The 17,399-nt window shown below is 69.2% G+C and carries 19 protein-coding genes; 9 read left to right on the top strand and 10 right to left on the bottom strand.

The window, feature by feature from the left end; genetic code table 11:
• Positions 1-224, top strand: a 224-nt coding sequence (locus G6045_RS40965; RefSeq protein ID WP_206344372.1) for a hypothetical protein, incomplete at its 5' end; no start/stop codon positions are given.
• A 178-nt stretch (positions 225-402) separates the two neighbouring features.
• Here G6045_RS40965 and G6045_RS30385 read toward each other — a convergent pair.
• Positions 403-1,044, bottom strand: a complete 642-nt coding sequence (locus G6045_RS30385; RefSeq protein WP_165335367.1) for a DNA-3-methyladenine glycosylase — start codon at positions 1,042-1,044, stop codon at positions 403-405.
• Between the two features lie 160 nt (positions 1,045-1,204).
• On the opposite strand from G6045_RS30385, the gene G6045_RS30380 reads away from it, so the two are divergent.
• From G6045_RS30380 to G6045_RS30370, 3 genes are all read left to right on the top strand, one after another.
• Complete coding sequence (locus G6045_RS30380; RefSeq protein ID WP_165335366.1) at positions 1,205-1,987, top strand: sporulation protein; 783 nt, start codon at positions 1,205-1,207, stop codon at positions 1,985-1,987.
• Positions 1,988-2,029: 42 nt separating this feature from the next.
• The gene (locus tag G6045_RS30375) at positions 2,030-2,566 is read left to right on the top strand and encodes a YbhB/YbcL family Raf kinase inhibitor-like protein (RefSeq protein WP_165335365.1); all 537 of its coding nucleotides are present in this window, start codon (positions 2,030-2,032) and stop codon (positions 2,564-2,566) included.
• 156 nt (positions 2,567-2,722) lie between these two features.
• Positions 2,723-3,232, top strand: a complete 510-nt coding sequence (locus G6045_RS30370) for an HNH endonuclease (RefSeq protein ID WP_165335364.1) — start codon at positions 2,723-2,725, stop codon at positions 3,230-3,232.
• A 99-nt stretch (positions 3,233-3,331) separates the two neighbouring features.
• Here G6045_RS30370 and G6045_RS30365 read toward each other — a convergent pair whose 3' ends face one another.
• The 4 genes from G6045_RS30365 to G6045_RS30350 all read right to left on the bottom strand — a co-directional run bounded on the left by G6045_RS30365 (position 3,332) and on the right by G6045_RS30350 (position 6,486).
• Positions 3,332-4,099 carry a sulfite exporter TauE/SafE family protein gene (locus G6045_RS30365; protein WP_328707952.1) on the bottom strand — a complete coding sequence of 256 codons (768 nt, stop codon included), beginning with the start codon at positions 4,097-4,099 and terminating at the stop codon, positions 3,332-3,334.
• Positions 4,100-4,105: 6 nt separating this feature from the next.
• On the bottom strand, positions 4,106-5,056 hold the full coding sequence (locus G6045_RS30360; RefSeq protein ID WP_165335363.1) for an SPFH domain-containing protein: 951 nt from the start codon (positions 5,054-5,056) through the stop codon (positions 4,106-4,108).
• Between the two features lie 131 nt (positions 5,057-5,187).
• Positions 5,188-5,619, bottom strand: coding sequence for an NfeD family protein (locus tag G6045_RS30355; protein WP_165335362.1), 432 nt, complete (start codon positions 5,617-5,619; stop codon positions 5,188-5,190).
• A 75-nt stretch (positions 5,620-5,694) separates the two neighbouring features.
• Positions 5,695-6,486, bottom strand: a complete 792-nt coding sequence (locus G6045_RS30350) for an ABC transporter ATP-binding protein (protein ID WP_165335361.1) — start codon at positions 6,484-6,486, stop codon at positions 5,695-5,697.
• Positions 6,487-6,606: 120 nt separating this feature from the next.
• Between G6045_RS30350 and G6045_RS30345 the strand changes: the two genes are divergently transcribed.
• A complete protein-coding gene (locus tag G6045_RS30345; protein WP_165335360.1) occupies positions 6,607-7,398 on the top strand; it encodes a hypothetical protein in 792 nt (263 codons plus the stop codon).
• A gap of 97 nt (positions 7,399-7,495) precedes the next feature.
• On the opposite strand, the gene G6045_RS30340 is transcribed toward G6045_RS30345, so the two are convergent.
• The 4 genes from G6045_RS30340 to G6045_RS30325 all read right to left on the bottom strand — a co-directional run bounded on the left by G6045_RS30340 (position 7,496) and on the right by G6045_RS30325 (position 10,259).
• On the bottom strand, positions 7,496-7,738 hold the full coding sequence (locus tag G6045_RS30340) for a chaplin (RefSeq protein ID WP_165335359.1): 243 nt from the start codon (positions 7,736-7,738) through the stop codon (positions 7,496-7,498).
• Between the two features lie 309 nt (positions 7,739-8,047).
• Positions 8,048-8,293, bottom strand: a complete 246-nt coding sequence (locus tag G6045_RS41690) for a chaplin (RefSeq protein WP_165335358.1) — start codon at positions 8,291-8,293, stop codon at positions 8,048-8,050.
• Between the two features lie 183 nt (positions 8,294-8,476).
• Positions 8,477-9,121, bottom strand: a complete 645-nt coding sequence (locus G6045_RS30330) for a response regulator (protein WP_165335357.1) — start codon at positions 9,119-9,121, stop codon at positions 8,477-8,479.
• Positions 9,114-10,259: a GAF domain-containing sensor histidine kinase gene (locus G6045_RS30325; protein ID WP_165335356.1), complete on the bottom strand. Its 1,146-nt coding sequence runs from the start codon at positions 10,257-10,259 to the stop codon at positions 9,114-9,116. The genes G6045_RS30330 and G6045_RS30325 overlap by 8 nt, the downstream gene beginning before the upstream one ends.
• A gap of 171 nt (positions 10,260-10,430) precedes the next feature.
• Here G6045_RS30325 and G6045_RS30320 point away from each other — a divergent pair, with 171 nt between their 5' ends.
• From G6045_RS30320 to G6045_RS30310, 3 genes are all read left to right on the top strand, one after another.
• On the top strand, positions 10,431-11,129 hold the full coding sequence (locus G6045_RS30320) for an SDR family NAD(P)-dependent oxidoreductase (RefSeq protein ID WP_165335355.1): 699 nt from the start codon (positions 10,431-10,433) through the stop codon (positions 11,127-11,129).
• The gene (locus G6045_RS30315) at positions 11,126-12,208 is read left to right on the top strand and encodes an S-adenosylmethionine:tRNA ribosyltransferase-isomerase (protein WP_165335354.1); all 1,083 of its coding nucleotides are present in this window, start codon (positions 11,126-11,128) and stop codon (positions 12,206-12,208) included. The genes G6045_RS30320 and G6045_RS30315 overlap by 4 nt, the downstream gene beginning before the upstream one ends.
• 297 nt (positions 12,209-12,505) lie before the next feature.
• On the top strand, positions 12,506-13,210 hold the full coding sequence (locus tag G6045_RS30310; protein ID WP_165335353.1) for a transglycosylase SLT domain-containing protein: 705 nt from the start codon (positions 12,506-12,508) through the stop codon (positions 13,208-13,210).
• Positions 13,211-13,315: 105 nt separating this feature from the next.
• Here the strand turns inward: G6045_RS30310 and G6045_RS30305 are convergent, their stop codons facing one another.
• Positions 13,316-15,832 carry an ABC transporter ATP-binding protein/permease gene (locus G6045_RS30305; RefSeq protein ID WP_165335352.1) on the bottom strand — a complete coding sequence of 839 codons (2,517 nt, stop codon included), beginning with the start codon at positions 15,830-15,832 and terminating at the stop codon, positions 13,316-13,318.
• Positions 15,833-16,114: 282 nt separating this feature from the next.
• On the opposite strand from G6045_RS30305, the gene G6045_RS30300 reads away from it, so the two are divergent.
• A partial coding sequence (locus tag G6045_RS30300) for a streptophobe family protein (protein WP_235968399.1) occupies positions 16,115-17,399 on the top strand: 1,285 nt, incomplete at its 3' end.

The raw sequence follows: 17,399 nt of genomic DNA, 5'->3' as shown, positions 1-17,399 counted from the left end.
ACGGGGTTGTCAATCTGGCGTTGACTTTTGGCACGCTGTTGAGTTCTCAAGGAACGGACGCTTCCTTTGTACTCACCCTCTCGGGCTTTCCTCCGGGCTTCCCTTCGGTGTTTCCGACTCTATCAGATCCTTTCGGGCCCGATTCCCAGTCGGTGGGATTCGCCTTTCGGCTGCCTTTCGGCTGTCTATTCGGCCTTGCGGCCTTTCGACATTCACTACGTTAGCGGATTCCTTCGGCAACTCATAATCGAGTCCCGGGATCGAATTTCGGCATGCCGAAATGGGCCCCGTTGAGGGAAGTCGCAGTAGTGGTTTGGCCGCTTCCGGCTGCTGTCGAAGGCAGTACCCGGTTCAAGCGGCTCGGACTACATTACGGATCCCCCTGGGACGCGTCAAGTCCCGTCAGGACGTCCGCCGTCGGGGCGTATGGGCCCGATAAGGGCTGACGGTCGGGTCGTTGGCGATCCAGAAGCGCCAGGGGTGCACCCCTCCCTCGCCGGAGACTCCGGTGCGCGGACCGTTGCGTACCTGGTCGGACGGCACGGGCGTACCCGTATAGATGGAGAGCGGGGCGTCCGGGCCCGCGCAGACGTCCGTGCCGTCGAGGGCGCGGTCGACGTCCAGGGCCGTGGCCAGGCGGGCCGGGCCTTTGGCCAGTTCCTTGTCATTGCGGGCCGATAGCCGTCGGTGCCGGGTGAGCTCGGCGCCCTCGACGATGTCGCCGGCGCGCAGCAGGACCCCGCTCGCGAAGCCCTCCGGGCCGCAGACGATGTTGAGGCAGTGCCACATGCCGTACGTGAAGTAGACGTATGCGTGGCCGGGCGGGCCGAACATCACGCCGTTGCGGGCCGTGCGGCCGCGATAGGCGTGCGAGCCGGGGTCGGCCTCACCGGCGTACGCCTCCACCTCTGTGAGGCGGAGCGCGATCGGACCGTCGGGGGTCGCGCGGACGAGGATGCGTCCCAGGAGGTCGGGGGCCACCTCCAGTACGGGGCGGTCGAAGAACGAGCGGGGCAGGGGCGTACGGTCGGGGGCCGCGATCATGGCGTACGAGCGTAGTGCAAAGGTTCTGTACGGGTGGGTGGTCAGGGGGCCCGGCCCTTGGAAGGGTGTGGGCCGGAACCAGCGCCTGCCGGTTCGCGTTGGTAGATGAGAGATCGCTGATCAAAACGGGCCGCCTTCGTGCGGCACGGGGAGGACTGACATGGGGTTCAAGAAGCTGCTCGCGAGCATGGGTGCCGGTGGCGCTTCGGTGGAGACAGTGCTGACCGAGGCCAATGTGGTGCCGGGCGGCGTCGTCCAGGGCGAGGTCCGCATTCAGGGCGGGTCCGTCGATCAGCAGATCGAGGCCCTCGCGGTCGGCCTGCAGGCGCGGGTCGAGGTCGAGGGTGGTGACCAGGAGGTCAAGCAGGACATCGAGTTCACCAAGCAGCGTCTTGGTGGTGCCTTCGAGCTGAAGGCCAATGCGCTGCACGCGGTGCAGTTCGGGCTCGAGATCCCGTGGGAGACGCCGATCACCACGATCGACGGGCAGCCGCTGCGCGGGATGAACATCGGGGTGACCACGGAGCTGGAGATCGCGCGTGCGGTCGACTCCGGTGACCTCGACCCGGTCAATGTGCACCCGCTGCCGGCGCAGCAGGCGATTCTCGACGCCTTCATCCAGCTGGGCTTCCGCTTCAAGAGCGCGGACATGGAGCGCGGTCACATCCGCGGTACGCGGCAGAAGCTGCCGTTCTACCAGGAGATCGAGTTCTTCCCGCCGTCGCAGTTCCAGGGTCTGAGCCAGGTCGAGCTGTCCTTCGTCGCCGATGACCGTGAGATGGACGTCGTGCTCGAGATGGACAAGAAGCCGGGCCTGTTCAACACGGGTGGTGACACCTTCCGTGCATTCAAGGTGGGGCTGAACGACTACCAGGGCACCGACTGGAACGCCTACCTGAACGAGTGGCTGTCCCAGGTCGGCGGGAAGCGCAACTGGGCCTAGGCTCACAAGCACAGACCCGAGACTGCCGACCGGAGGTTTGACGTGACGGACAAGAGGCGCCCGCTCCCCCATGATTTCCATCCCCAGGTGCCGTCGTTCACGGTGCTGAGCGACGATGTCGCGCCGGGTGAAGTCCTGGACGACGCCCAGGTGTTCGCCAAGGACAATGTCTCGCCGCACCTGCGGTGGGAGGGGTTCCCCGCGGAGACAAAGAGCTTCGCGGTGACCTGCTTCGACCCCGATGCTCCTACGGGCAGCGGGTTCTGGCACTGGTCGCTCTTCGACATCCCGGCGTCGGTCACCGAGTTGCCGGCCGGTGCCGGCAGCGGCAAGTTCGAGGGGCTGCCCGAGGGCGCGGTGCATGCGCGCAACGACTACGGGACGAAGGACTTCGGAGGTGCCGCTCCCCCGCCCGGGGACGGCTCGCACCGCTATGTCTTCACCGTGTACGCGGTGGACCAGGAGAAGCTGGGCCCCGACGCGGACGCGTCGCCGGCCGTCGTCGGCTTCAATCTCCGGTTCCACACGCTGGCGCGTGCGCAGCTCATCGGTGAGTACGAGGCACCTGATGAGAACTGAGCGAAACTGAGCCTTCACCGGCTGTTTGCCCGCTCCTGGTCATGGAAGTGATCAGGAGCGGGCATTTTTAATGCGTTGTCCAGATCAGCCCGCCCGGCCAGAGTTGATCCCAGTCCGCCGAGGGGGTGGGCTGGTGCGCACGGGAGGGTGGGCGAGATGCGGGACACGCTGGTGCTGAACGCGAGCTTCGAGCCGCTGTCGACGGTGACGTTGAACCGGGCTGTTGTGCTGGTTCTGACCGATAAGGCCGTCGTCGAGCAGGCCCACCCCGAACTGCGCATGCGCGCGGCCGCGGTGGAGCTGCCGGTGCCTCGGGTGATCAGGCTCTGCCGGTACGTCAGGGTGCCGTTCCGAAGACACGCTCCCTGGTCGAGGCGGGGTGTCTTGATCAGGGACCGCAACAAGTGCGCGTACTGCGGCAGCCGGGCCAACACGATCGACCACGTCGTGCCGCGTGCGCAGGGCGGTGGGGACACCTGGCTGAACACGGTGGCCTCGTGTGCGGCCGACAATCACCGCAAGGCGGACCGGACTCCGGAGCAGGCCGGGATGCCGCTGCTGTTCGAGCCGTTCGTACCGACGCCGAGCGACGCGATGCTGTTCGCTCTGGCCGCGGATGACCGTTCGGCGCTGCCGGAGTGGCTGACTCAGTCCGTAGCGGCATAGCAGTGCGGGCCTGCGGCCCGAGGTTGCTCCGCCGCTCCGCGGCGGTTTGAGGGTGTGGAGGCTGACGCCTCCACACCCTCGCTCGACCACCCGCAGCCTTCAGCGCACGATCAGTTGGACCAGTGCGACGGTGCCCACTGCCACGATCAGGCCGCGCAGCCAGGCCGAGGGGATGCGGCGGCCGTAGGTGCCGCCGACGAAGCCGCCCGCCAAGGAGCCGGCCGCGAGCAGCAGGACCACGGTCCAGTCGAAGTGGGCGGCGAAGAGGAAGAAGAGGGCGGCCACCGCGTTGACCATGGCGGCCAGGATGTTCTTGACCGCGTTGGTGCGCTGCAGGGATTCGCCGAGGAACATGCCCATCAGGGCCATGTAGAGGATGCCTTGGGCGGCGGTGAAGTAGCCGCCGTAGACGCTCGCGAGGAACAGGCCGATGTGCAGCCAGGGGCCGCCGAACTCGCTGCCCGGCTGCCCCTTGCGTTCGCGGCGGCGCTGCACGGCCTTGGTGATCCAGGGCTGGAGGGCGATCAGGACGAGCGCGAGGCCGACGAGGACCGGCACGATCATTTCGAACGCGGAGTGCGGCAGCGTCAGGAGCAGGATCGCTCCGCACAGGCCGCCCGCGGTGACAACGATGCCGAAGCGCAGGATGCGAGCCCGCTGGCCGGCCAGTTCACGGCGGTAGCCGAAGACTCCGCCGGCGAAGCCCGGGAGCAGACCGAGTCCGTTGGAGACGGTGGCGGTGACCGGCGGCAGGCCGATGGCGAGCAGCACCGGGAAGGTGATGAGGGTCCCGGAGCCGACGACCGTATTGATGGCCCCTGCACCGAATCCGGCGGCAAGGACCCCGACCATCTCCCAGGCGGTCACCGCGGATCAGTCGAGCGGAGGCTGTTCGCGGCGCTCCGTCGCGGGTGCGCCGGCCTGTGGCCCTACGTTGGGGCCGAGCCCTCCGCCGCCGAAGTTGCCGAACGCGCCCGACAGTCCCTTGAGGGCGTCGCCGATCTCGCTGGGCACGATCCAGAGCTTGTTGGCATCGCCCTCGGCGATCTTCGGCAGCATCTGAAGGTATTGGTACGAGAGCAGCTTCTGGTCGGGGTCGCCCGCGTGGATGGACTCGAAGACCGTACGGATCGCCTGTGCTTCGCCTTCCGCGCGCAGGGCGGCCGCCTTGGCCTCACCTTCGGCGCGCAGGATCGCCGACTGCTTCTCACCTTCGGCGGTGAGGATCTGGGACTGGCGGATACCTTCCGCGGTGAGGATCGCGGCGCGCTTGTCACGGTCGGCGCGCATCTGCTTCTCCATCGAGTCCTGGATGGAGGTGGGCGGTTCGATCGCCTTGAGTTCGACGCGGTTGACGCGGATGCCCCACTTGCCGGTGGCCTCGTCGAGGACGCCGCGCAGCGCCGCGTTGATCTCCTCGCGGGATGTCAGGGTCCGCTCGAGGTCCATGCCACCGATGATGTTGCGCAGCGTGGTGACGGTGAGCTGCTCGATCGCCTGGATGTAGGAGGCGACTTCGTAGGTGGCGGCCCGGGCGTCGGTCACCTGGTAGTAGATGACGGTGTCGATGTTGACGACCAGGTTGTCCTGGGTGATCACCGGCTGGGGCGGGAACGGGACGACCTGTTCACGCAGGTCGATCCGGTTGCGGATCGAGTCGATGAACGGGACGACGATGTTCAGTCCCGCGTTCAGCGTGCGGGTGTAGCGGCCGAAGCGCTCGACGATGGCAGCGCTGGCCTGGGGGATCACCTGGATCGTCTTGATGAGGGCGATGAAGACCAACACCACCAGGATGATGAGGACGATGATGACCGGTTGCATCGCGCTCCCCGTGCCCTTCGAGCCTGAATAACCTGAATACGCTGCGTGTTCCGCGTACTGGAAGATCTTGCTGGTCGAGTCTGTCAGACCGGCGTGTGCCGCGAGTCATGTTCGGACAGATAGCGCTGCCGCTACATCACGACCGCCGTCGCACCGTCGATGTCCACCACGTCGACCTGCTGGCCCACGTCGTACGCCTGCGCCGCGTCGAGTGAACGGGCCGACCAGACCTCGCCGTTGAGCTTGATCCGGCCGCCGCGGCCGTCGACCCGTTCCAGGACGACGGCCTGTTTGCCCTTCAACGCGTCCACTCCGGTGGCGAGTTGGGGCCGCTGCGCACCATGGCGGGCGGCGACCGGCCGTACGACGGCGATCCCCGCGACCGAGACGGCGGCGAAGACGATCACCTGGAGGACGACATCGCCGCCGAGACCGTAGGTCACGGCGGCGGCCACTGCACCGGCGGAGAGCATCCCGAGTTCGGGCATCGCGGTGATCACGAGCGCAATGCCCAGGACTACCGCGCCGATCAGCCACCACACCCAAGCGTCCATGGTGTTCATGGTAGGGGCGGGGGCCCTGCCCGGGACAGGGTGCGCGGGCCCCTGTGCTGCTCTCCGGTGCGGGTTGTTACGGGGTCAGGAGATCGGCAGGCCCTGCGCGGTCCAGCGCTCGCCGACCTGTTCGACCACGAGCGGGAGGCCGAAGCACAACGACAGGTTGCGGGAGGTCAGTTCCAGCTCCAGGGGCCCTGCGGCGAGGACCTTGCCCTGGCGGATCATCAGGACGTGGGTGAAGCCGGGGGCGATCTCCTCGACGTGGTGCGTGACCATGATCATCGAGGGCGCGATGGGGTCGCGCGCCAGGCGGCCGAGGCGGCGGACCAGGTCCTCGCGGCCGCCGAGGTCGAGGCCGGCGGCCGGCTCGTCCAGGAGCAGCAGCTCGGGGTCGGTCATCAGGGAGCGGGCGATCATGGTGCGCTTGCGCTCGCCCTCGGAGAGGGTGCCGAACTTGCGGTCCAGGAAGTCGGACATGCCGAGCCGGTCGAGGAAGGCGCGGGCGCGCTGCTCGTCGACGTCCTCGTACTGCTCGTTCCAGCCGGCGGTCATGCCGTACGCGGCGGTGAGCACGGTCTGCAGGACGGTCTGGCTCTTGGGGAGCTTGTCGGCGATGGCGATACCGGCCATGCCGATGCGGGGGCGCAGCTCGAAGACATCGACCTTGCCGAGGGTGTCACCGAGGATGGTCGCGGTGCCCTTGCTCGGGAACAGGTAGCTGGAGGCGACATTGAGCAGTGTCGTCTTGCCGGCGCCGTTGGGGCCGAGGATGACCCAGCGCTCCCCCTCCTTCACCGACCAGGAGACCTGGTCCACCAGTGCGCGGCCCCCTCGGACCACGGACACGTCCTCCAGCTCGAGCACATCGCTCATGAGCGTGCTGTCTCCCATGCGTATCGGAACTTGCGAGCGTCAGTAAACGCCGCCCCCAGGGAAAACCTACGCCACCGGGGAGATGCTCCTGTCGTCAGTACGGTCCTTAGTCTGGTGTCCATGCTCACGGAACCACGCTCGGGCCAGTTGGCCTCTTGGGGTAATGCACTGATTGCCGGACTTGTCTCGCCCGATGAGGCCGTGCTCGCCATCGTCGGCGAGGACGCCGTTCACCGCGTCGAGGGGCTGCCGGGTGAAGCGGGACCGGTCGGCCTGACGCTCGCGCTCGGCCGGCTGCGGGCGCTCGGCGCCCAGGGGCTGCGGGTCGCGCTGCCGGCGCCCGGGCATCCGCTGGGCCTGAGCGGTCCGGCGGAGTTCAACACACGGGCCCTCGAGGCGGAGGAGGCCGTGATCTGCCAGGGGGTCGCGCTCGGGCTCGTACCCGAGGTGTACGAGGCGGGTTCCGGTCCAGGTACGGCCGACGTCCACGTGGAAGTCCTCTGGCACTGCCTGCCGGTGCGGGAGGCGCCGCCCGCCGACGTGCCCTCGCTCGGCGAGGCGGAGCGCGAGCTGGCCGAGGCGCTGCGGGAGGCGACGGCGCTGCTCACGAAGCTGGACGTCGCGGGCTCGGGGCCGGTCGCCGAGGCGGCGGTGGACGCGTACCGGGCGCGCGCGGAGCGGGGGCGCGAGGTGCTCGCCCCGGGGTACCCGCCGCGTGCGGTACGGGTGTTGGAGCTGGCGCAGCGGGTCGGGCTGCTGATCTCCGTGGCGCAGGAGAACGGGCACGGCGGGGCCGTCAGCGCCTCCGAGATGGGGGCGCGGGCCGAGGCGCTGCGGCCGGTGGAGCGTACGGCGCGCAGGGCGCAGGTGGCCGCGTACAACGCGTATGTGGAGGAGCTGTTGCGGGGCTGAGGCGGCGGGGTCGAGCTGCCGCATCGGACGAGACCTGGTGGGCAGCGGAAAGCCCCGCGAACCGGGAGGTGTTCGCGGGGCTCCGGGGTGCTGTGGGTCAGCTGGCGTTCGAGAGCGCGTTGCCGAACGCCGGGTTCAGCGCACCGATGACGTTGGCGGAGTTGCCGCCGACGTTCACGGGCACGTGGGCCGGCACCTGGACGCTGTTGCCGGAGCCGACACCCGGGCTCTGCGCGGCGTTGGCGTCCGCGTCGGAGTCGGCGAACGCGGCACCGGCGGAGGCGCCCGCGGCCATCGAAGCGGCGGCGACGACCAGGGCGGCCTTCTTGGCGAAGTTCATGAGGTTGTTCCTCCATCAAGTCCCGTACAGAGCACGGGAGTTCGTTGTTCAGCAACCCCAGCCGGGGGTTGCACGCTGAAGAACGCGTGGGCCGTCCGGATGACACGGACCGCCGCAGGATGCCCCCCGTTTGGATCAATAGGCCGAAGATCTGCGGAACGCCATCGCGCACGCGCACCCCGGACGCACGCACCCCCGGACCCGCACACCCGGACGCGCACACCCGGACGCACGCACCCCGGGCACGCGACCGGCCCCCCAGGCAGTGCCTGGAGGGCCGGTTGGTCAGTTCCTCGACCTTGGCGAACGTCAGCCGTTGAAGCAATCGTTGCCGAAGGCCGGGTTCAGGAGACCGATCACGGACACCGTGTTGCCACAGGCGTTGACCGGCACGTGGACCGGCACCTGGACGAGGTTGCCCGAGGCGACGCCCGGCGACTTGGTGGCCTTGCCGTCGGCGTGCGCGCCGTCCGACGCGTTCGCGAAACCGGCACCGGCGGCGACCAGGCCACCCGCCACCATCGTGACGGCTGCAGCCTTCTTCAGGTTCTTCACTTCTGTGTCCTCCTTGCGATTGCCGCGGCCAGCCGCCGCAGCATGCAAGGAGAACGGCCCAGGTCCGCTCGGGATGCGCCGCCCGGGGGACATCCACACGACAGTATGAATCTCAGTCCGGAACACGACGGTCCGCATCCGGCCGTTGACGAAACGGTCCTGCCCAGCGGCGATCGCCCCTGATCAGCCGTTCAGTCCATGCCGTACGGCCCACAGGGCGGCCTGCGTCCGGTCGGCGAGGTCGAGTTTCATCAGGATGTTCGATACGTGGGTCTTGACGGTCTTCTCCGACAGGACGAGCGCGCGGGCGATTTCCCGGTTGGACCGTCCGTCGGCGATCAGGTTGAGCACCTCGCGCTCGCGCTCGGTGAGTGAACCGCCGCGTCCCTGCGCCCCGTTGCCCTCGTCCTGGGCGAGCAGCACCCCGGCCACCTCGGGCTGGAGCAGGACGTGCCCCGCGTGGACGGAGCGGATCGCGCCGGCGAGGGCGTCGGGGTCGACGTCCTTGTAGACGTAACCCGCCGCGCCCGCCTTGAGCGCGGGGACGACCGTGCGCTGCTCGGTGAAGCTGGTGACGACCAACACCCGGGCGGGGTTGGCCAGTTCGCGCAGCTTGCGCAGCGCCTCGACGCCGTCCATGCCGGGCATCTTGACGTCCATCAGGACCACGTCGGGCTTCAACTCCTCGGCGCGCTCGACGCCTTCGGCGCCGTCCGAGGCCTCGCCGACGACCTCGATGTCCTCCTGGATCTCCAGGAAGGTGCGCAGCCCCCGCCGGACGACCTGGTGGTCATCGACCAGCAGTACACGGATCACCTTGTCAGCCACCAGGCACCTCCATCTCGATCGTGGTGCCCTTGCCGGGCGCCGATTCCACCGTGAGCCGGCCGCCGACCCCGCTCGCCCGGTCCCGCATGGAGACCAGGCCGAGGTGGCGTCCGGCCCGCCGGGTCTCGCGCGGTTCGAATCCCTGTCCGTCGTCGGTGATCCGCAGCACCGCACCCTGGCCGCGCTTCTCCAGTACGACGTCGACCCGGGCGGCGCCCGAGTGGCGCAGCGCGTTGTGCAGGGCCTCCTGCGCGACGCGCAGCATGGCCTCCTCCTGCGAGGCGGGCAGGGCCCGTACGCCCTCGCAGCGGAAGGTGACCTGCGGGGCGTGGGCGCGGTCGAGCACCTGGATATGGGTGCGCAATGTGGCGACCAGGCCGTCCTCGTCGAGGGCGGCGGGCCGCAACTCGGTGACGGCGGCGCGCAGTTCGTCGGCGGCTTCGGCCGCGAGCGCGGCCACTTGCTGAAGCTCGCCCTTGGCACGCACCGGATCGCGGTCGATCAGCTTGGCGGCCGCCTGGGCGGTCAGGCGCAGCGAGAACAGCTTCTGGCTGACGGCGTCGTGCAGTTCGTGGGCGAGGCGGGTGCGTTCCTCGGCGATGGTCAGCTCGCGGCTGCGCTCGTACAGGCGGGCGTTGGTGAGGGCGATGGCGGCGTGCTGGGCGAGTATGCCGAGCAAGTCCTCGTCCTCCTCGGTGAAGCCGCAACCGCCTTCCGGCTTGGGGCAGTTCTTGTTCGCCAGGAACAGGGCGCCCAGAGTCTCGTCGCCGTCGCGGATGGGCAGGCCGAGGAAGTCCGACATATCGGGGTGCGCGGAGGGCCAGCCCTCGAAGCGCGGGTCCTCGCGGACGTCCGCGAGCCGTTCGGGCGCGTCCTTGTGCAACATCGCGGCGAGGATGCCGTGCTGGCGCGGCAGCGGGCCGATCGCCTTCCACTGCTCGTCGCTCACGCCGTCCACGACGAACTGTGCGAAGCCGCCGTGGTCGTCGGGCACGCCGAGCGCCGCGTACTGGGCGTCGAGCAGTTCACGGGCCGAGGCCACGATCGTCTTCAGGACGTCGCGTACTTCGAGATGCCTGCTCATCGCCAGGAGCGCGGTGCTCACGGCGTACAGGCCGGATCGGGGGCCGTCGGTCATGGACACACCGTACCGGCGGGTCCTGACCGCCGTATCGGGCCTTCGACGGCCCTCGACTAGGTCCCGGGGCGTAGTCCGAAGGGCCTTGCACGAGCGGGCCTCGCGTACGAGGTGCCGAGGAGGTCCGGGTTCCTACGTTGGGGGCAGCGACGTACAGAGGGGACGGTCATCATGCCGGTTGCGATCATCACGGGGGCTTCGAAGGGGTTCGGCAAGGCGCTCGCCGGCGCGCTCGCCGAACGGGGCTGGGATCTTGTCGTCGACGCGCGGTCCGCGGACGCGCTGGCGAAGGCGGCCGAGGAGCTCGGCGCGTACGGGACACGGGTGGTGGCGCTGCCGGGAACCGTCACCGACGCCTGGCACCGGTCGGCGCTCGTCGCCGCGGCACTTGAGCTCGGCGGGCTCGATCTGCTGGTGAACAACGCGAGCGTGCTGGGCGCTGAGCCGCTCGTACGCCTGGAACAGCACTCGCTCGACGGGCTGCGTGAGGCGCTTGAGACCAATGTGGTGGCGCCGCTCGGCCTCGTACAGGAGGCGCTGCCGCTGCTGCGGGAGTCGGCGGCCGGGGCGGTCGTCGCGCTGAGTTCGGACGCGGCGGCCGAGGCGTACGAGACCTGGGGCGGCTACGGGGCCTCGAAGGCGGCGCTCGACCAGCTGACCGCGGTGCTCGGCGTGGAGGAGCCGGGGCTCCGGGTGTGGGCGGTCGACCCGGGCGACATGCGGACCGCGCTCTATCAGGCCGCGGTGCCGCTGGACGACGACTCGGGGCGGCCCGAACCCGAAACGGTCGTGCCCGCTTTCCTGCGGCTGCTCGACGAGCGGCCGACAAGCGGGCGGTACTCCGCGCCGTCACTCCTGGAGTCACGATGAGCGTCCTGGACGCGCTGCGGGTTCCCGAGGAGCTCTCGGCGCGCGAGCCCGCGGAGCAGCGCGGACCGGGACGCGACCGGGACTCGGTGCGGCTGCTCGTCTCGCGCGGCACAGCGGTCTCGCACCACGACTTCCGTGCGCTGCCCGCACTGCTGAGGGCCGGTGATCTCCTCATCGTCAATACGTCCCCGACGCTGGCGGCGGCGGTCGACGGCCGGATCGGTACAGCGCGCGTGGTCGTCCACTTCTCCACGCGCGGCGACGACGGGCGCTGGGCCGTGGAGCTGAGGGACCCCGACGAGCGGGGCACCACGCGGGCGCGGGCGGGCGCGCCGGGGGTGGTGACCCTGAAGGGCGGAGCCTCTCTCGTACTGGAGGAGCCGCTGGATCCCTCGGGGACGCGGCTGTGGTGGGCGAGGGTGGCGGCGGACGTGCCGGGGCTGCTCGACCGGTACGGGCGGCCCATCCGCTACTCGTACACAAGGAAGGACCAGCCCCTGGCCGCGTACCAGACGGTGTTCGCGCTGCCGCAGCCCGGCGGGATCGGCTCGGCGGAGATGCCGAGCGCGGGGCGGCCGTTCACCGCTCGGCTCGTGGCGGAGCTGGTGAGCCGGGGTGTGCAGTTCGCTCCGGTCACCTTGCATACGGGGGTCGCTTCGGCCGAGGCGCAGGAACCGCCGTATCCCGAGCGCTTCGAGGTACCTGCCGCCTCCGCCCGGCTGATCAACGCGGCGAAGGCCGGCGGCGGCAGGATCATCGCGGTCGGGACGACCGGCGTACGTGCCGTCGAGTCGGCCGCCGGGCCCGACGGTGTGGTGCGGCCGGCGGCCGGCTGGACGGACCTCGTGGTGACTCCGGAGCGCGGGGTGCGGGTCGTGGACGGACTCCTCACCGGGCTGCACGAGCCCGAGGCCTCGCATCTTCTGATGCTCGAAGCCATTGCCGGAAAGCCCGCGTTGGAGCGTTCTTATGCGCAGGCAGTACGCGGGCTCTACCTCTGGCATGAGTTCGGGGACAGTCACCTCATCCTTCCGAATGAGGGCTGTGACTCAATGAATTGCTCCGGCAACGTTTGGTGAGGCTGTTACGTGTTCGATGTGAGCCCGCGCATAGGACGCAGGTCACTTACGAGGCCCCCTAGTAGACCCCTAGGGGGCCTCTGGTCGGCCAGAACGCCCCATTCAGGACTTAGGTCCCGGTACCTGATCCACTAAGCGCCTTCGTACGTCACACCTTTGCCACGGAATTTTGCGGCCGCTAAGAATGGCTCCCGTCGCTCGGCGCGGTGGCTCCACAGGCCACAGCGCGGGAAAGCCGGAATTCACCTCCGGTACGGAAAGGCGAGCGACCCCGCTATTCGAAGAGGTCCATTCGTCATGCCCAAGCACCGCACCATTGGCCAGGCCGCCCTGACCAAGAGCCAGAAGATCTCGATGGCCGGCGTCGCCGTCCTCGGCGCCGCTGCTCTCGCGGTCTCCGTCGTGCCGGGCAACGCCACCGAGACCTCGCAGGCCGCCGCCGACATCTCCGCCGCGCCCGTCGCCTTCACCGTCAACAAGGACGTCCAGGCCACCGTCGCCAAGCAGCACGTCGCGGCCGCCAAGGACGCCGACGACGCCGCCGCGAAGCAGGCGAAGGCCGAGGCCGACGCCAAGGCGAAGGCGGACGCCAAGGCCAAGGCCGAGGCCGACGCCAAGGCGAAGAAGGAGCGCGAGGCGAAGGAGGCCGCGAGCCGGGCCGCCGCCCGCAAGCCGGTCTACGCCAACAACCTCGACGGCTGGATCCGCCAGGCCCTCGACATCATGAAGAAGGAAGGCATACCCGGCACGTACAACGGCATCTACAAGAACGTGATGCGCGAGTCGTCCGGCAACCCCAACGCCATCAACAACTGGGACATCAACGCCCAGAACGGTGTGCCCTCCATCGGTCTGCTGCAGATCATCAAGCCGACCTTCGACGCGTACCACGTCGACGGAACCGAGCACAACCAGTACAACCCGGTCTCCAACCTCGTCGCCGCGTCCAACTACGCGGCCGACCGCTACGGCTCGATCGACAACGTGAACAGCGCTTACTGAGCCTGTTCAGCGCTACGGCGACACGGCTACAGCGACACCGCTTCAGCAACGCCGAAGGGCGGCACCCCACACGGGGTGCCGCCCTTCGGCGTCGTACGAACCTGATTACTTCCGCATGACTTCGGGCTCGTGGCGGCGCAGGAAGCGGGCCACGAGGAAGCCGAGCAGCACGCCGATCGCGAGCAGGCAGCCCATGTCGAGGAGCCACGTGGCCGCCTCGGGTTCCCACAGCGGGTCCTTCAAGGTGGGGTCGTCCTCGTTGGGGAACAGCTTGTTCAGGTCGAGCGTGGTGCCTGCGCCGGACACCGCCCAGCGGGAGGGCATCAGGAACGACAACTGATTGATCCCGATCTTGCCGTTGAGCGCGACAAGGCAGCCGGTGAAGACGACCTGGATGATCGCGAACATCACCAGGAGCGGCATGGTCTTCTCGGCGGTCTTCACCAGCGAGGAGATGACCAGGCCGAACATCATCGAGGTGAAGCCGAGCGCCATGATCGGCAGGGCGAGCTCCACCTTCACGTACGAACCGAGGATCAAACCCTCGTCGGGCACCGCGGATGCACCGATGCCGATGGCGGCGATGAGCGCGCCCTGCAATGCGGTGATCACGCCGAGCACGATCACCTTGGACATCAGGTACGCGGAGCGGGACAGGCCCGTGGCCCGTTCCCGTTCGTAGATGACCCGTTCCTTGATCAGCTCACGTACCGAGTTGGCGGCGCCCGCGAAGCAGGCGCCGACGGCGAGGATGAGCAGGACCGTAGCGGCGCCCGGGTTCGCGCCACTCGCCGTCGGCGCGGGCCTCAGACCGTGGTCGGGGTTGATCAGGGTGGAGACCACACCGAGCACGGCCGGCAGGATCACCATCAGGGCCATGAAGCCCTTGTCCGAGGCGATCACCGTGACATAGCGGCGCACCAGCGTGACCAGCTGCGAGAACCAGCCCTGCGGCTTCGGCGGCCGCATCTGCTGCATGGGCGGCATCTGCACCGGCTGCGCGGCGACCGCGTCGATGTCGGCGGCGTACATCTGGTAGTGCTGCGAGCCCTTCCAGCGGCCCGCCCAGTCGTAGTCGCGGTAGTTCTCGAACGCGGAGAAGACATCGGCCCAGGTGCTGTAGCCGAAGAAGTTGAGCGCTTCCTCCGGCGGGCCGAAGTAGGCCACGGCGCCGCCGGGCGCCATCACGAGCAGCTTGTCGCAGATGGCCAGCTCGGCCACGGAGTGCGTGACGACCAGGACCGTACGGCCGTCGTCCGCGAGACCGCGGAGCAGCTGCATGACATCGCGGTCCATGCCCGGGTCGAGGCCCGAGGTGGGCTCGTCCAGGAAGATCAGCGACGGCTTGGTCAGGAGCTCCAGGGCCACCGAGACACGCTTGCGCTGACCACCCGAGAGCGAGGTGATCTTCTTGTCCTTGTGGATGTCGAGCTTGAGCTCGCGCAGCACCTCGTCGATCCGCGCGGCGCGCTCGGCCTGCGTGGTGTCCGCGGGGAAGCGCAGCTTGGCGGCGTACTTGAGGGCCGTCCGTACGGTCAGTTCCTTGTGCAGGATGTCGTCCTGCGGGACCAGACCGATGCGCTGGCGCAGCTCGGCGAACTGCTTGTACAGGTTTCGGTTGTCGTAGAGGACATCGCCCTGGTTGGCCGGGCGGTACCCCGTGAGCGCCTTCAGGAGCGTCGACTTGCCCGAACCGGACGGGCCGATGACCGCGACGAGCGACTTCTCCGGGACGCCGAAGGACACGTCCTTGAGGATCTGCTTGCCGCCGTCGACAGTGACCGTCAGATGGCGGGCCGAGAAGGAGACCTCACCGGTGTCGACGAACTCCTCGAGCTGGCCGCCCACGACACGGAACGTCGAGTGGCCGACACCGACGATGTCGTTGGGGCCGAGCAGCGCGGTGCCGCCCTTGGCGACCGGCATACCGTTGACATACGTGCCGTTGTGCGAGCCGAGGTCACGGATCTCCATCCGGCCGTCGGGCGTCGCGTGGAACTCGGCGTGGTGGCGCGAGACCTGGAGGTCGGAGACCACCAGCTCGTTCTCGAGCGCACGGCCGATCCGCATCACGCGGCCGAGGGCAAGCTGGTGGAACGTGGTGGGGCTGCGGTCACCGTAGACCGGCGGCGCCCCCGCGGAGCCGCCCTGCTGCGGGACCTGCGGCGAAGGCTGCTGCTGCCAGCCCTGCTGCTGGGGCACGTTCTGCTGCGGCGCCGGCGGCTGGTGCTGCTGCGACCAGCCGGGTCCGCCCTGCTGAGGCGTGGCCTGCGGCTGGCGCGCCTGGTGCTGCGCGGGCGCCTGCTGGGGGGCGACCGCCGCGGCGGCGCCCGCCCCGGTGAGCTTCAGACGCGGGCCGTCCGTGGCGTTGCCCAGATGCACCGCCGAGCCCGGGCCGATCTCCATCTGATGGATCCGCTGGCCCTGGACGAACGTTCCGTTCGTCGAGCCGTGGTCCTCGATGACCCAACTCCGGCCGCCCCAGCTGATGGTGGCGTGACGCCAGGAAACCCGCGCGTCGTCGATCGCCACATCACCGCCCGGGTCGCGTCCGAGCGTGTATGACCTGGACGGATCCAGGGTCCAGGTCCGTCCGTTCAATTCCAGTACGAGTTCCGGCACTCCATGCCCCACTACGTTGTCCCCCGATTGGCCCCGTCATGGGGAGTCTAGGGATGTCGAACATCGTGGGGAACTATTTCAGGCTCAGCCCCCTGTCCGAAAGTCGGGCCTTGTGAAGAGTCCGTAGCTGCCTCATTGTTCGCCCCGTTGACTGTCCGGAAACCGCCCCGGAGAGTGGTAATCACGCATAGGTGCACGCGGATCATGCGCAACCTTCAGTAAACGCCTTAAACGGACTGTCCGGCTCAAACAGACAAAGCTCTACGGATCGGGGGACGGCCGATGAGCGCGACGCGGTCTACTGCGGCGGCCGGCCAAGTACGGCGTATCCGCTGGGGAGATGTGCTGCTCACGGCGATCGCCTGTGTGAGCTGGGCTCTCGTCGGCATGGCCGGCGTCGCGGCGCTCGGTCTCCATCTACTCGGCGCCGACACAGCGGGTTCGCTGGGGCCGATGACGGCGGCGGCCGTGGTGCTCGGGGTGGGCGGTTCGGTGACACCGTCGGGCGATGTCTCGGCGTTCGGTCTGGAGGGTGCGGAGGCGACCACCGCGATAGAGGTGACTCCGCTGGGCGTCGGCCTGGCCGGCGCGCTCCTGCTCGCCTTCTTCTTCCTACGGTCCTTACGCGCCCTCGGAGTTGAGATCTCGCCCCGGGAGCTGGCCGCGCGGGCCGGCGCGGTGGCGGTGCTCTTCCTCGCGATGATCGCCGGGCTCGCCTGGGCCGGCCACGACGTCATCACCCTCGACGGCGCCTCGCTCGGACTCGACCAACTCCCGGACGGCGGGCTCACGGACGATCTGCCGGGCGGCATCGGCGAACTGCTGCCGGACCGGCTCGGCGATCTCGTCGAGGCCGAGGCCGCGGTCGGCTTCACCGTCGATACGGGACCTTCGCTGCTCGGTGCCCTGGTGTGGGTGCTCGGTGTGCTGGTCATCGCGCTGCTCGTCTCCCGTCGTACGCCCCTTCCGGTGGCGCTGACGTTCCTGCACCGGGCCGTGCGGCCGGCCGTCTCGGCACTGGTGACCGTGCTGTTGGTGGCGGTGGCGGCGGGGCTCGCGGCCGCGGCGTACGCGGCGCTCGGCGACGACCACCCCGGGCGGATCGCGGGGGCCGCGCTGCTCGGGGCGCCCAACGGGGTGTGGCTCGCGGTGCCTCTCGGCATGTTCGTGCCCTGGGACGGCAAGGTGACGGGGGCGCTGACCGAGGTGCTTCCGGCGCCGCTCGATGAATTCTTCAGCGCTTCCGCGGACGAGCCGGCGACGGTCGGGCGGCTTGCCGAGCTCGACGGGCGGGTGTGGCTGCTCGTGGTGGCGGTCGCGGTGATGATGCTGTTCGCGGGGGTGCTCACCGCGGCGCGTACGCCGGTGGGTTCGCTCTCGGCGGCGGGGTTCGCGGGGCGGTGTGCACTGCGGCTCGGGCTCGTGACCGCCCTGGTCGTCCCGCTCATGGTCTGGCTCACCACGGTGTCCGCGGACGCGTCGCTGTCCGTCCTCGGTTTCGACGCCTTCGACGCGGGGTTGTCGCTGCAGGGGCAGGCGGGGATGGGGCTGCTGCTCGGGGCCGTCT

The organism is Streptomyces mesophilus (assembly GCF_011044995.1).
Lineage (GTDB): Bacteria > Actinomycetota > Actinomycetes > Streptomycetales > Streptomycetaceae > Streptomyces > Streptomyces mesophilus.
Note: the sequence above shows the minus strand (reverse complement) of the source record. Positions and strands in the feature narration are given on the sequence as shown.

Coding starts and splice junctions, on each gene's coding strand:
- G6045_RS30310 (WP_165335353.1), top strand. CDS start 12,506: ATGCCCAAGCACCGCACCATTGGCCAGGCCGCCCTGACCAAGAGCCAG.
- G6045_RS30340 (WP_165335359.1), bottom strand. CDS start 7,738: ATGAACTTCGCCAAGAAGGCCGCCCTGGTCGTCGCCGCCGCTTCGATG.
- G6045_RS30360 (WP_165335363.1), bottom strand. CDS start 5,056: ATGCAACCGGTCATCATCGTCCTCATCATCCTGGTGGTGTTGGTCTTC.
- G6045_RS30315 (WP_165335354.1), top strand. CDS start 11,126: ATGAGCGTCCTGGACGCGCTGCGGGTTCCCGAGGAGCTCTCGGCGCGC.
- G6045_RS30345 (WP_165335360.1), top strand. CDS start 6,607: ATGCTCACGGAACCACGCTCGGGCCAGTTGGCCTCTTGGGGTAATGCA.
- G6045_RS30325 (WP_165335356.1), bottom strand. CDS start 10,259: ATGACCGACGGCCCCCGATCCGGCCTGTACGCCGTGAGCACCGCGCTC.
- G6045_RS30350 (WP_165335361.1), bottom strand. CDS start 6,486: ATGAGCGATGTGCTCGAGCTGGAGGACGTGTCCGTGGTCCGAGGGGGC.
- G6045_RS30385 (WP_165335367.1), bottom strand. CDS start 1,044: ATGATCGCGGCCCCCGACCGTACGCCCCTGCCCCGCTCGTTCTTCGAC.
- G6045_RS30355 (WP_165335362.1), bottom strand. CDS start 5,619: ATGAACACCATGGACGCTTGGGTGTGGTGGCTGATCGGCGCGGTAGTC.
- G6045_RS30380 (WP_165335366.1), top strand. CDS start 1,205: ATGGGGTTCAAGAAGCTGCTCGCGAGCATGGGTGCCGGTGGCGCTTCG.
- G6045_RS30370 (WP_165335364.1), top strand. CDS start 2,723: ATGCGGGACACGCTGGTGCTGAACGCGAGCTTCGAGCCGCTGTCGACG.
- G6045_RS30320 (WP_165335355.1), top strand. CDS start 10,431: ATGCCGGTTGCGATCATCACGGGGGCTTCGAAGGGGTTCGGCAAGGCG.